At 66.0% G+C, this 12,597-nt stretch carries 19 protein-coding genes; all 19 read left to right on the forward strand.

The genetic code is table 11. From position 1 onward, the window contains the following. Window positions 1-79 precede the first annotated feature (79 nt). The 19 genes from PcP3B5_RS01570 to PcP3B5_RS01660 all read left to right on the forward strand — a co-directional run bounded on the left by PcP3B5_RS01570 (window position 80) and on the right by PcP3B5_RS01660 (window position 12,474). Entirely contained in the window at window positions 80-424 is a 345-nt protein-coding gene (locus PcP3B5_RS01570; RefSeq protein ID WP_061560401.1) for a hypothetical protein, read from the forward strand. Then, a complete protein-coding gene (locus PcP3B5_RS01575; RefSeq protein ID WP_061560402.1) occupies window positions 414-917 on the forward strand; it encodes a lysozyme in 504 nt (167 codons plus the stop codon). The genes PcP3B5_RS01570 and PcP3B5_RS01575 overlap by 11 nt, the downstream gene beginning before the upstream one ends. Next, the gene (locus tag PcP3B5_RS01580; RefSeq protein ID WP_061560403.1) at window positions 914-1,543 is read left to right on the forward strand and encodes a hypothetical protein; all 630 of its coding nucleotides are present in this window, start codon (window positions 914-916) and stop codon (window positions 1,541-1,543) included. The genes PcP3B5_RS01575 and PcP3B5_RS01580 overlap by 4 nt, the downstream gene beginning before the upstream one ends. Continuing rightward, the gene (locus PcP3B5_RS01585; RefSeq protein ID WP_061560404.1) at window positions 1,543-1,917 is read left to right on the forward strand and encodes a hypothetical protein; all 375 of its coding nucleotides are present in this window, start codon (window positions 1,543-1,545) and stop codon (window positions 1,915-1,917) included. Before PcP3B5_RS01580 ends, PcP3B5_RS01585 begins: the two co-directional genes overlap by 1 nt. Further along, window positions 1,910-2,221, forward strand: coding sequence for a hypothetical protein (locus PcP3B5_RS01590; RefSeq protein WP_061560405.1), 312 nt, complete (start codon window positions 1,910-1,912; stop codon window positions 2,219-2,221). Before PcP3B5_RS01585 ends, PcP3B5_RS01590 begins: the two co-directional genes overlap by 8 nt. A 2-nt stretch (window positions 2,222-2,223) precedes the next feature. After that, window positions 2,224-2,736, forward strand: a complete 513-nt coding sequence (locus PcP3B5_RS01595; protein ID WP_061560406.1) for a DUF3486 family protein — start codon at window positions 2,224-2,226, stop codon at window positions 2,734-2,736. Between the two features lie 97 nt (window positions 2,737-2,833). Beyond that, entirely contained in the window at window positions 2,834-4,396 is a 1,563-nt protein-coding gene (locus PcP3B5_RS01600) for a hypothetical protein (RefSeq protein ID WP_061560407.1), read from the forward strand. Further along, a complete protein-coding gene (locus PcP3B5_RS01605; protein ID WP_061560408.1) occupies window positions 4,393-5,976 on the forward strand; it encodes a DUF935 domain-containing protein in 1,584 nt (527 codons plus the stop codon). Before PcP3B5_RS01600 ends, PcP3B5_RS01605 begins: the two co-directional genes overlap by 4 nt. A gap of 17 nt (window positions 5,977-5,993) precedes the next feature. Beyond that, complete coding sequence (locus PcP3B5_RS01610; RefSeq protein ID WP_061563188.1) at window positions 5,994-6,800, forward strand: phage head morphogenesis protein; 807 nt, start codon at window positions 5,994-5,996, stop codon at window positions 6,798-6,800. Window positions 6,801-6,889: 89 nt separating this feature from the next. After that, window positions 6,890-7,378, forward strand: coding sequence for a hypothetical protein (locus PcP3B5_RS01615; RefSeq protein WP_145923841.1), 489 nt, complete (start codon window positions 6,890-6,892; stop codon window positions 7,376-7,378). Between the two features lie 54 nt (window positions 7,379-7,432). Beyond that, the gene (locus tag PcP3B5_RS01620) at window positions 7,433-8,446 is read left to right on the forward strand and encodes a phage protease (RefSeq protein ID WP_061560410.1); all 1,014 of its coding nucleotides are present in this window, start codon (window positions 7,433-7,435) and stop codon (window positions 8,444-8,446) included. A gap of 2 nt (window positions 8,447-8,448) precedes the next feature. Then, complete coding sequence (locus PcP3B5_RS01625) at window positions 8,449-9,366, forward strand: Mu-like prophage major head subunit gpT family protein (RefSeq protein WP_061560411.1); 918 nt, start codon at window positions 8,449-8,451, stop codon at window positions 9,364-9,366. Window positions 9,367-9,378: 12 nt separating this feature from the next. After that, window positions 9,379-9,819 carry an HI1506-related protein gene (locus tag PcP3B5_RS01630; RefSeq protein ID WP_061560412.1) on the forward strand — a complete coding sequence of 147 codons (441 nt, stop codon included), beginning with the start codon at window positions 9,379-9,381 and terminating at the stop codon, window positions 9,817-9,819. 5 nt (window positions 9,820-9,824) lie between these two features. Next, window positions 9,825-10,232 (forward strand): gp436 family protein, encoded by a 408-nt coding sequence (locus PcP3B5_RS01635; protein ID WP_061560413.1) that lies wholly within the window; start codon window positions 9,825-9,827, stop codon window positions 10,230-10,232. Then, a complete protein-coding gene (locus tag PcP3B5_RS01640) occupies window positions 10,229-10,672 on the forward strand; it encodes a phage virion morphogenesis protein (RefSeq protein ID WP_061560414.1) in 444 nt (147 codons plus the stop codon). The genes PcP3B5_RS01635 and PcP3B5_RS01640 overlap by 4 nt, the downstream gene beginning before the upstream one ends. After that, a complete protein-coding gene (locus PcP3B5_RS01645; protein WP_061560415.1) occupies window positions 10,665-11,132 on the forward strand; it encodes a hypothetical protein in 468 nt (155 codons plus the stop codon). The genes PcP3B5_RS01640 and PcP3B5_RS01645 overlap by 8 nt, the downstream gene beginning before the upstream one ends. A gap of 8 nt (window positions 11,133-11,140) precedes the next feature. Next, window positions 11,141-11,332, forward strand: a complete 192-nt coding sequence (locus PcP3B5_RS01650) for a hypothetical protein (protein WP_061560416.1) — start codon at window positions 11,141-11,143, stop codon at window positions 11,330-11,332. Between the two features lie 2 nt (window positions 11,333-11,334). Further along, a complete protein-coding gene (locus tag PcP3B5_RS01655; RefSeq protein WP_061560417.1) occupies window positions 11,335-12,072 on the forward strand; it encodes a phage tail tube protein in 738 nt (245 codons plus the stop codon). 57 nt (window positions 12,073-12,129) lie between these two features. Further along, the gene (locus tag PcP3B5_RS01660; protein ID WP_145923842.1) at window positions 12,130-12,474 is read left to right on the forward strand and encodes a hypothetical protein; all 345 of its coding nucleotides are present in this window, start codon (window positions 12,130-12,132) and stop codon (window positions 12,472-12,474) included. Window positions 12,475-12,597: the final 123 nt, after the last annotated feature.

A 12,597-nucleotide genomic window follows, 5' to 3' on the forward strand; every position in this document is an offset into this window, starting at 1 on the left:
CCCCGCCCTCGCGGGGCTTTGTCTTTCTGCTGAACCCCTTCCTCTAAAACGCCGCCCGTCGCCTTAGCACTATGGCGGCATGAACGCACAGCCGATTCACCACGTCCCCCGTAGCGCCCGCGAGTACGCCGCAGAGGTCCTCGCCGAGCCCTCTGTTGAGCGCCGCCGGGCGATGCTGGAAGCCTGCCCGGCGATCTGGCGGGACATCGTCCGCAGCCACGTCGAGGAGACCTACGAGAAGGTCAAGGCCTACCGCGCTTTCATCAGCGGCCGCCGCCAGTCGATGGCGGCTGGCCCCCAGCCAGCGCCGCGCAGGGAAGACAGCCGCTTCCGCATCAGCGACTTCAAGAAGTCCGCGCCCGAGAAGGGCAACCAGGAACTGGCCAAGCTCAAGGCCCTGGTGGGAGGCCGCGATGGGGATTAAGGCCCGAGTCCTGGCGCTGGCTATCGGCGTAGCCACCCCCGTGGTGGGTTACTTCGAGGGGCGCAACCTGATTGCCTACCTGGACCCGGTGGGTATCCCGACCATCTGCGACGGCTGGACCCGTGGCGTCCAGCTCGGTGACCGGGCGACGCCGGCCGAGTGCGACGAGCGTACCCGCCAGGGCTTGGAGGAAGCGGCCCAGGTCTTCGAAGCCTGGGTGCCGCAGCAGGTCATCGACCGGCTGCCGGCCAGGAGCGTCGCGGCCTTCCTGTCCTTCATCTACAACGTCGGCCCCGGCAAGCCCGGAGTGAAAGACGGGTTCGTCTGGCTTAAGAACGGCAACCACTCAACCATGCTGCGCGAGTTGCAGGCCGGGCGGATCGCCCAGGCCTGCGCCCAGCTCCCCAGCTGGACCAGTGCTGGCGGCCGGAAGCTCAACGGCCTGGTCAAGCGCCGCGCCGCCGAGCGAGCGCTGTGCGAGGCCGACCTATGACCTGGCTCGACATCCTCAAGCGCCTGGCCGGCCCGGTGGCGGTCCTGGCCGTCTTGTTCCTGGTCGTCGCCGGCCTGGAGGCGATGCAGGCCACGGTGCGGCAGCAGGGCTACGACCAAGCCCAGGCCGAAGGCAAGGCCGCCCTGGAGCAGCTGCAGCGGGAATACGCCGATGCGGACACCCAGCGCGCCCGCCAGGCCGAGGCCGAGGCCAAAGCCGCCGCGAATCGCCTGGCCTCGGAGAAGGCCAGGGCCGACAAGCTCGCCGCCGAGCTGGCCGCGCAGCAGCGCCAACACCGCAAGACCACTGACCAACTCGCTGGGGAGATAGCCCGTGTCAACGACCTCTACCGGGAGGCGCTCGATGCGCCGCCTAAGCCTGTGCCTGCTTGCCTGCTTACTCGCGGCTGGGTGCGAGTCTACGACGAAGCAACCGGCGCCCATGTGCCAGCCGATCCAGCTGCCGCCGGAGCTGCTGCGCCGACCGGAGCCGGCAGCCCCGCTGACCAACTCCCCTCAGGCGTCGACCAGCGCGCCGTCCTGGCCCACCACGTTCGCTATGCCGAGCAGTGCCGGAACACGGCCGCTCAGCTGGACGCTCTGATCGACGCCGTGGAGGGCCATTGATGGCAACCGACCTGATCGGCTGGGCAATTTCGCTGCTGTCCATCTTCGCCGCCGTCGTAACCGCGCTGGTCAAGCTGCTGCTCTGGCAGTTCGAGAAGCGCTTGTCCGAGCGTTTCACCAGCCAAGACGAGGCACGCAAGGAAGCCAGCAAGCACTGGGAAGAGAGCTTCGCCAAGGTCCTGGAGCGCCAGGACAAGGACGCACAGGCCGTACAGCAGCTGGAGCGTGCCTTCCTCAACTTCAAGGCCGATCTGCCCAACCAGTACACCCGCCGCGAGGACTGGGCACGTGGCCAGTCCGTGATCGAGTCCAAGCTAGATGGCCTGGCGCTCAGGTACGAAAACATCCTGCTCAAAGGAGCGCGCAATGATTGACCCCGCCAAAGCCCGCCGAGAGTCTCTTCGCTGGTTCATCCTGCTGACTCTCAACACGTCGCGCCCCGTCGACCCGCATGAAACCGTCGTGCTGTCGACCATCCAGGCCGTTTATCCCGACGCCACGCCGATGGAGCTGCGCAAGGAATTGGACTACCTGGCCGACCGCCGCCTGGTCACCCTGGACAAGCAGCCCAGCGGCCAGTGGATTTGCGGCCTGACCCACTATGGCGTGGACATCGCCGAGTACGCCATCGAATGCTTCCCCGGTATCGCCCGGCCCGCGAAATACTGGAGCGTCTGACCATGCCGCCGCGCAGCAAGGTGGCCAGTCTGCCGGCCAAGGTAAAGGCCTGGCTGGACAAGGCGCTGGCCGAAAACAACTTCAGCGACTACGAGGCACTCTCGGCTGAACTGACCGCGCGGGGGTTCTCGATCAGCAAGAGCGCCCTACACCGCTACGGCCAGACCTTCGAGGACCGCCTGGCGGCGCTGCGCCAATCCAGCGAGCAGGCCAAGGCCGTGGTCACGGCGGCGCCCGATGACGAAGGCGCCGTGAACGAGGCGCTCATGCGCCTGGTTCAGGATCACCTGTTCAAGCTGCTGATGGCCTCCGAGGGCAAGCTGGACCTGCCCAAGGTGGCCAAGGCCGTGGCCGAACTGGGGCGCGCCTCCGTCGTTCAGCTGAAGTGGAAGGCCGAGTTCAAGGAGCGCGCCGAGGCGGCTGCCGCCAAGGTCGAAAACATCGCCAAGAAGGGCGGGCTCAGCGCCGACACAGTGGCCGAGATTCGCCGGGAAATCCTCGGGGTGGCCGGATGAACTATCTGCTCGCCTTCCTACTGGTCGCGCTCCCCGCATCGCCTGGCGAGCGGTACGCCGCCGCCGTGGCTCTCTTCCTTGCCTGGGTATTCCAGTGATGAGCAAGCAAACGAACGACCCGCTATTGCAGCACGTCAGCAACACGGCTGGGGCTGCGGTCCCTGCCGTGCTGCTGGACTACCAGAAGGAGTGGATCGGCATTCGCGCCCCGCTCAAGGTGGGCGAGAAGTCGCGCCGGATCGGCCTGACCTGGGCCGAGGCGGCGGACAACGTCCTGGTCGCTGCAGCAGCCAAGAACGCTGGCGGCCAGACCGTCTATTACCTGGGCTACAACCAGGACATGACCGTCGAATATATCCAGGCGTGCGCCATGTGGGCGCGGGCCTTCGACTACGCCGCCGGGGAGATCGAGGAAGGTATCTGGCAGGATGGCCCGGACAAGAACATCAAGACCTATGCCATCACCTTCCCCAGCGGGCACCGCATCGTTGCGCTGACCAGCCGTCCGTCCAACTTGCGGGGCCGGCAAGGCATCGTGGTTATCGACGAAGCGGCGTTCCATGCCGACCTCGCCCAGCTGCTGAAGGCGGCCCTCGCGCTGCTGATCTGGGGCGGCGAAGTCCACGTCATCAGCACCCACGATGGCACCGACAACCCCTTCAACGAACTGATCGACGAGATTCGCGCGGGCAAGCGCAAGGGCGTGCTCTTCCACTGCGACTTCAAGAAGGCCGTAGCCGATGGCCTCTATAACCGCGTGTGCCTGCGCAAAGGCATTCCCTACGACGCGGCAGAGGAACAGGCGTGGGTGGCCGACGTTTACGCCTTCTACGGCGATGCGGCCGAGGAAGAGCTGGATTGCATCCCCAGCCAGGGCGGTGGCACCTACCTGTCCCTGGCGCTGCTGGAGCAGCGCAGCCGGGACGGTGTGCCGGTCCTTCGCCTCGCGTACCCGGTAGGCTACGTCACCACCGCGGAACCGCTGCGCCTGGCCGATTCCTTCGCCTGGTGTGAGCGTGAGCTGGCACCGCTTTTGAAACAGCTGCCGGCCACCGCCTGGAGCTTCTACGGCATGGACTTCGCCCGCAGTGGCGACTTGTCGGTGATCGTGCCGCTGATCCAGGAACAGGACAGCCGCAAGCGGCCGCCCTTCCTTGTCGAGCTGCGCGGGGTGCCGTTCAAGCAGCAAGAGCAAATCCTGTTCTACATCGTCGACCGCCTGCCCAGCTTCATGGCGGGGGCCAACGATGCGCGCGGCAACGGCCAGCAGTTGGCCGAGGCGGCGTCGATCAAGTACGGGCACACCCGTATCAGCCAGGTGATGCTGACCGAGGGCTGGTATCGGGACAACATGCCCGGCCTCAAGGCCGACCTGGAAGACGGAACCCTCTACGACCTGCCCAGCGACCGCGACGTCATCGGCGATCTGCGCGCGTTCAAGATGGTCAGGGGGGTGGCCCGCGTCCCCGACGTCCGCACCACCGAGAAGGAAGGCGGCAAGCGCCACGGTGACGCCGGCATCGCCATGGCCCTGGCGCGCTTCGCCAGCCGCATGGAGATCGAGCAGTACGGCTACGAGGCCGTGCGCCCCTCCAACTCCGACAAGTTCAACGACGACGACCAGGTGTCCCATGGCTGGGGCATCGGAGGTGTGCTGTGACTAATTCCCCCATCCTCGACGCCAACGGCCAGCCCTTCCCGAAGGTCGACATCCTGCAGGAGGTCGTGCAGGCCAGCGTCACGGGCGTCTACCAGGCGTGGTCGACCGACACCGTGTCGACCTCGCTGGACCCGGCGCGGTTGCGCGCCATCCTCAACGCCGCCGCCACGGGCGATGCGCGCGAGTACCTGACCCTCGCAGAGGAAATGGAAGAGAAGGACCCACACTACGCGGCCGTCCTGGGCACCCGTAAGCGCGCGGTCAGCGGCTTGCCTGTCGCGGTAGAGGCCGCCAGCGAGGACCCGCGCGACGAAGAGATCGCAGAGGCGGTGCGCCAACTGGTCGAGGTCCCGGCGTTCGGCGACATGCTGGACGACCTGCTCGACGCCGTTGGCAAGGGGTATAGCGTTGTTGAACCCCTGTGGGAGTACCGCGACGAGAAGCTCTGGCCAAAGAGCTACGAGCACCGCGACCCGCGCTGGTTCCAGTTCGACCGCGTCACCGGCAAGCGCCTGCAGTTGCTCGACTCCACGGGCCTGGGCACCGAGCTGCCGCCTGGCCGCCTGCTCATCCACCGGCCTCGCCTCAAGTCGGGCCTGCCCATCCGGGGTGGTGTCGCGCGCCTGGTGGCCGTTTCCTACATGTGCAAGTCCTTCACCCTGAAGGACTGGATGCGGTTTGCAGAGCTGTACGGCATGCCACTGCGGATCGGCCGCTACGGTCCTGGCGCGAAGCCCGACGACATCGCCGTGCTCCGGCGGGCGGTTGCCCAGCTTGCAGCCGACGCGGCGGCAATTCTCCCGGAAGGGATGAAGATCGACTTCGTGGAAATCGCCAACGCTGCGGGCGGCGCCGAGCTGTTCGAGCGCCTGGCTGAATGGCTCGACAAGCAAATCAGCAAGGCAGTCCTGGGACAGACCATGACCACCGACGATGGATCGAGCCAGAGCCAGGCGAACGTCCACAACGAGGTGCGCAAGGACATCCTCAAGGCCGATGCCAAGCAGTTGACCGCGACCATCAACCGTGACTTGGTACGGGTGTTCGTCGACCTGAACTTCGGCCCGCAGAAGGTCTACCCGCGTGTGGTACTCCAGGTCACCGAACCGGAAGACCTCAAGGTGTTGGCCGATGCCTTGGGACCGTTCATTGACCGGGGGCTTCAGGTCGAGGCGTCTGCGATCCTCGACAAGTTCGGCCTGCCTAAACCTGCGGCCGGTGCGCTGGTGTTGCGTCCGTCTGGCGGGATAATGCAGTCAGCTGCCCTGAACCTTGAGCGACAGGTCTGCCAGTGTCCCGCGTGCGACGTCGCATGGAGGCAACGTAAGGCGCTCAACGCCGAGCAGCGCCGCGACGAGCTGGACCAGCTGGCCGACGGCGATCTGGGCGACTGGGAGCCACTGATGCGGCCCGTGCTCGATCCCCTCCAGGCGCTGGCCGACAAGGCCGGCAGCTTCGAAGAGTTCAAGGCCGGCCTCGGCCAGCTGCTCGATGAGATGGACCCGAGCGAGCTGATCGAGAAGCTGGCCGAGGCGAGCTTCAAGGCGCGCGCCCTGGGCGACGTGAGGGATGAACTGTGACGCCCGAAAACGCCCAGGTGCCAGTGCCAAAGGACGCGCTGGACTGGTTCCGCGCCAAGCGCATGAAGCCCAGCTTCAGCTACCTGGACGTCTGGCAGGAAGAGCACGCCACCATCTGGACGGTGGCCAAGGCTATGCGCCTGGACATCCTGGAAGCGATCCGCTCGGCGGTAGACGAGATGATCGAGGTCGGTCAGGACTTCGGCACCTTCAAGCGCGAGCTGCAGCCGCTCCTGGTCAAGCTGGGCTGGTGGGGCGTGTCGAACATGACCGATCCGCTGACCGGCGAAAAGCGCGACGTGCAGCTGGGCAGCCCGCGCCGGCTGCGCACCATCTACGACATCAACCTGCGCACCGCCAACGCAGCGGGCCAGTGGCAGCGCATCGAGCGAACGAAGAAGACGCACCCGTACCTGCTCTATCAGCTCGGCCCTTCCCAGCACCACCGGCCCCAGCACCAGGCCTGGGCCGGCATCCTGCTGCCGGCTGACCATCCGTTCTGGAAAACGCACTTCCCGCCGAACGGCTGGGGCTGCAAGTGCTGGGTGCGCCAGGTCTCGAAGCGCGAGGCAGCGCGCCTGCTGGCAACCGGCAAGTACCTGGACCGGGCGCCCACCCAGGAAGAGATGGAGTACATCAACCGCCGCACCGGCCAGGTGCTGCGCGTGCCGGTGGGGATCGATCCGGGCTGGGCCTACAACCCCGGCGCCGTGTCCCGCCTGGAGCAGGCGCAGCAGCTCCTGGTGGACAAGGAAAAGGCGTCCAAGGTACTGGCGGAAGCGGAAGGCCCCGGAAAGGCCCCTGGCGAAGGCGAAAGCAACTGAGGCTAGGCGACGGGTGCAGGTACGTGGTGTTTGCGCGTTCTGCGCAAATCTAACGGCGGTCTAACGGTATGACGAGGACGAGTATGCAGATGGAACGACAGGAAGATCAGGAAAAGCCCCAGGTCGAGCGCTTCGGCGGGATCTTGCGGGCGGACACTTCGGGCGAGCAGTGTGCCAAGTATATCCTGGCCAGCGAGTATGACCGCCTGGCCGCTGAAGCGGAGACCTTCCGCATCAGTTCCGACATCAAGCAGGCGAACCTGGAGCTTGAGCAAGAGCGCTACCGGTACGCCCTGATGCGTATAAAGGAGATGGACCTGCTGTTCGCCCGGCTCATTCTGGCCATGCGCTCGGCCGTCATCGAGATGGACCACGGCGCCGGAGCGGAAGCGGCCATGACCTGGATCGTCAACAGCCTGGCCGGTCCCGGCGAGCTGCCGCCGGACGGCGAGGTCGACGCACAAGGCTACTTCGACCGGGAGATCGCCGTGGTGGATAAGTCCCTGGCCGAGGTGTTTGCCTTCTTCAAGGCGAATCGCCTGCCGCCTGGCTGGGGATCGGCTCGCACTCCTTGCTGACTTGCTGAACCCCTTCCTCTAATCCCGCCCCCTCATGCCGCCGACTATGGCGGCATGAACAAACAAGCCCCCCAGCACAACCGCGCAGTCTCCACCGCCCTCTGCTTCGAGCTGAGCGCCGAGGTTCCCGAGTGGGTGGAGGTTCTCCCGCCTGGTCCCACCGTGACCGGCCGCGACGGCCGGCAATGGACCTACGACCCGCACCAGGTCATCGCCGCCACCATGGCGCACCAGGACGGGGCTGACCTGCCGTTCGACTACTGGCACGCCACCGAACTGAAAGCTCCGCTCGGCGAACCTGCGCCGGCTGTTGGCTGGGCGAAGGAGTACCGAGTCAACGAGCGCGGCGCTGTGGAGGCGCGCGTGGAATGGACGGAGGCAGCCCGCAACGCCATCCAGGCGCGCGAGTACCGCTACGTCAGCCCGGTGTTCATGCACAGCAAGGCGGGCCGCATCGAGCGCTTCAGCAGCTTCGGCCTGGTGACCAAGCCCAACCTTTCTATCAAGGCCCTCAACTCCGAGCAGGCCGCCGCCTTTCAACCACCAGAGGTAAACGCAATGGACCTCGCTGCAATCCTGGCGGCCCTCGGCCTGCCTGACACCGCCACGGCAGAGGACGCCGTGGCCGCCATCAACAAGCTGTCGCAGGACAAGAAAGACCTGCAGACCGCCGCCAACAGCGAGAAGGTGCCGTCGCTGGACAAGTACGTCCCGCGCCAGGACTTCAGCGCAATGGAGCGCCGCGCCCTGAATGCCGAGCAGCTGCTGGCGCAGCAGAAAAAGGATGACCTGGAGAAGGCCATCAACTCCGAGATCGAGGCCGCCCTCAAGGCCGGCAAGATCACTCCGGCAACCAAGGACTACCACCTTGCGGCCTGCCGCGAGCAAGGCGGCCTCGACCGCTTCCGCGACTTCATGAAGGCCGCGCCGCCCGTGACCGATCCGGTAGTGCCGGACGGCGAGTACAAGGGCGGCCAGAAGGCGCTCAACGCGGAAGAGCAGGCGGCCGCCAAGGCCTTCGGCTGGACCGAAGAGCAGTACATCGAAAAAACAAAGGGGGTTAAGTAACCATGCCTACCATCATCACGCCGGCCGTTCTCGGTCCGCTGTTCAAAGGCTACCGCGCCGAGTTTCAGCAAGCACTGAGCGACAACCAGGCCCAGGCCAAGTGGCAGCGTGTTGCCACGCGGATTCCCAGCGTCAGCGCTTCCAACCTTTACGCCTGGCTGGGGCAGTTCCCCATGCTGCGCGAGTGGGTGGGGGCCCGAGTCGTCAAGCAGATGGCGGCTGGAGGCTACGAGGTTGCGAACAAGCTGTTCGAAGGCACTGTTAGCGTGCCGCGCGTCGCTATCGAGGATGACCAGGCCGGTGTCTATCTGCCCTTGTTCGAGGAGATGGGGCGCGCCGCTGCCTATCACCCCGACTCTCTGGTATTCGAGGCTCTGAAGGCTGGCATGACCTCGGCCTGCTACGACGGTCAAAACTTCTTCGACACCGAACACCCGGTGTTCCCCGAAGTCGATGGCACTGGCACTGCGACGCTGGTCAGCAACCTGGACATTCCTCGTACCGATCCGGGGCCGACCTGGTATCTGCTGGACGTCTCGCGCGCCATCAAGCCGATTCTCTTCCAGGAACGCACCACGCCGGAGCTGACCAGCAAGACCAACCCGAACAACAGCGACGCGGTATTCGATGAAGACGTGTTCGTGCACGGTATCCGCTATCGCTGTAACGCCGGCTTCGGCCTGTGGCAGATGGCCTATGCCAGCCAGCAGCCGCTGACCGGCGAGTTCTACGGCAACGCCCGTGCCGCCATGGGCGAGTTCAAGGCCGATGGCGGTCGCCCGCTGAACATCGTCCCGAACCTGCTGGTCGTACCGCCCCGGCTGGAAGCTGCCGCCCGCAAGCTGCTGAAGAAGGACCAGGACGGCGGCAACGAGTGGGCCGGCACTGCCGAACTGTTCGTATGCAGTGAGCTGGCTTAAGGGGGCGCCGCCATGATCGTGCGTATCAAGGCAAGTCGGGCTGTCTACCGCAGGTGTGGCGCCGTCTTCGGCAAGCAGCCCCAGGACTTCGCGGACGACCGCTTCACCGTGGCCGAGCTGGAGACGCTCCAGCTCGACCCGGTGCTGACCGTCACGCTGGTCGATGGCGAGCTGCAGGCTGGTGCCAGCCAGTCTGGTGGCGTCCCGGCTGGTGGTTCTGCTTCGGCTGAGCCTCCCACCACGCCTTCTACCCAGGCCGCCAAGACGGCTCCGGTGAAGGCTGCACCCAAAGGCAAGGGCGGCGCCAAGCCTGGCCCGCGTGGTGGCAAGGGCCCGGCCAAGGCGGCAGGGAAGTCCGCCGCACCGGCTGACAAGGACGAGCAGCCGGCCGGTGACAGTGCCAATCCTCCCGCGAAGGATGCGGAAGGCGGCACCGGGGCCGGGCAGGAGTAACCGCCATGCCCTACGCCACCCGCGAGGAAATGGTTGAGCGCTGGGGCATGGACGCCCTCCTGGTCGTGGCGGATCGCGACCAGGACGGCGTGCTCGATGACGCGGTGGTCGACAAGGCGCTGGTGGATGCCAGCGCCGAAATCGACTCCTACGTGGGCGTCCTGAACCGCCTGCCGCTGCCGGAGCTTCCGGCCGCCCTGGTGCAGCCCTGCTGCGACATCGCCATGTATCGGTTGTCGCCGGACGGCACCAGCAGCACGGAAGAGAAGCGCAAGCGCTACGACGACGCGGTGAAGTACCTGGTGCGCGTGTCCGAGGGGAAAGCCTCCCTCGGCCTGGCGACACCGCCTGACCAGGAAAGCGGCTTTGCTTTCTTCGAGTCGGAACCCAAGCGGTTCGGGAAGCTGCTGTGAGCGGGGCCGCCATCAACGTAAACCTACTCCAGGACCCGCGCCTGGCTCGGCGGCTGGATCGTCTGGCCGAGCTGGACCTGGGCCCGCTCTTGGAGGGCATCGGCGCCGAGGTAGAGAGTCAGACGCGCCGCCGCATCCAGGTCGACAAGATGAGCCCGGCCAACGAGCCGTGGCCGGAGTGGTCCGCCGACTACGCCGAGACGCGGCACAGCGGCCAGAGCCTGCTGCAGGGCGCCGGGCATCTGCTGGATAGCCTGACCTACCAGGTCATGGGGGACAGCGTGCTGGTGGGCAGTCCGTTGGTCTACGCCGCCACCCACCAGTTCGGCGACGAAAAGCGCGGCATTCCCCAGCGGGAGTTCCTGGGCCTGGAGGGCGACGATCTGGAGGACGTAATCGGAATGATCGAGGACTACCTGGAGGACCTCGCAGATGAATGAGTTGACCGCCGACCAGGTGCTGGACGGCATCAAGGTCTGGGCCGGGCGGGTGTTCATAGTGGCCGGGCTCAAGGTCGAGACCGCGCTGCACGGCGGGCGTTTTACCCCGGCCGAGCTGGAGCGTTACGCCACCCGCACCCTGGCCTGTCGGATTGCCCTGGAGGGCCTGAAGTTCGAAACCAACGGACGGGGCCAACTGGAGGCTACCGCCCACGTCGTGGTGGTCGCGCTAGCTGGTGACCTGGGCCAGGCCGGGAGCCGTGCCAGCAACGTGCTGACGGTCACGGCAGCACTCCAGGCGGCACTCCCCGGTAGCCGCTGCGGCCTGGAGCTGATGGACAGCGTCAACGCGAAGGACATGCGCGCGGCCAACCTGTACCACGCCGAGCTGGAGAAGCGAAACACCGCAGCCTGGGTGCTGACCTGGCCGGTGAAGTTCCTACACCCCCGAGTCCGATAGGAGGACACATGAAGACCAATCAGGCCCCCGTCTCGGGGGAAACCAAGTCGGCCGGTGTGAAGGTGAAGATCACCGCCGAAAACGGGCATACCCATGCCCGCCTCAAGTATCCCAAGGATGAGGTAATCACCGTCTCCGAGGGCGATGCAGCCTTGATCGTCGACACCTTCAAGGTCGGCGAACGCGTGAAGGGGGAATAGACATGGCACAACCCGAAGTATTCAAAGGCATTGGTATCGTCTCCCTGCAGAAGCTGGGGGTGGAGAACGCCCCGATGCGCGATGCCGGAGACGTCGAGCAGCTCAAGATCGCGCACCGCACCAACTCGATCACCTGGAAGCAGCATCGCCGCCCCGGCGGCGGCAACCTGTCTAAGCTCGACACCCCCGAAGGCATCGACCTTACCGTGCAAATGCAGGAGTGGACCGACGAGAACTTGGCGATGTCCCTGCAGGGCACGGTCGTCGAGCTGGAGCCGGAGACCGTCACTGGCGAGGCGGTCGTCCTGATTCCGGGTAGCCTGGTCGTGACCGACTTCCCCGGCCCGACGAGCCTGGTCATCACCAAGACTCAGGGCAGCACGCCTGTGCCGCTGACCGAGGTTGAGACGTCGGCGGCAGGCTTCCGGGTGAAAGCGGGCAGTACCGCCATCACCGAACCGACTCCGGCGACCATCGCCTACACCAGCACCAAGGCGGTTCGCATCGAGCCCCTGGTTGAAGCCGGCGCCGAGTACAAGGTGGTGTTCGACGGCCTCAACGAAGCCCCTGGCGGTCGGCCGGTGGTGGTCACCATCTGGCGCTGGAAAGCGCCGCCGGCTGAAGAGCTGGCGCTGATCGACGCCGAGAACCCCGGCAAGCTGCTGTCGAAGGGTGAAATCCTGGCCGACCCCAGTCGCCCGGCCAACGAGTCGCCGTTCTACCGCATCGACAGGCTGTAATCCGCCCACCCTGCCGGCCCCGCCAGGGGCCGGCTCTCGGAGATATCGAACATGAGCATGGCTCTGAAACAGACACTCGACTTCGACGGCCTGCGCGTCGAGGTGCGTGAGCTGACCGTCGGCGAGATTCGCCAGTTGCTCAAGACCATGGCCGATGGCAGCGGTGGCGACCTGGTCGACGACATGCTGCTGGAAGAGATCGGTCTGGCCGAGCTGCAGCTGATGACCAACCTGGAGCCCGAGCAGTTGGACGACCTCGCACCGAGCCAGCTGCGCCAGGTGTACGAAGCCTGCCGCGAGGTGAACAAGGATTTTTTCGACCTGCGCGCTCGCGTCGAGCAAGTGGGGCAGCGAATCCTGGCGAAGCTCTCCGGCAGCTCGAACGAAACGCCAGCGCCCTGATTCGCCACGGGCACACTGGCCTCTGGAGCTACCCCTGGGGCACCTGGCAGGCGGCGCACGCCGAGGCAATCGAAGCCGCCGAGCGAGCCAGCAAAGGGCAGTAGCCCATAACGACGAAGCCCC

This window comes from Pseudomonas citronellolis, assembly GCF_001586155.1.
GTDB classification, from domain to species: Bacteria; Pseudomonadota; Gammaproteobacteria; order Pseudomonadales; family Pseudomonadaceae; genus Pseudomonas; species Pseudomonas citronellolis.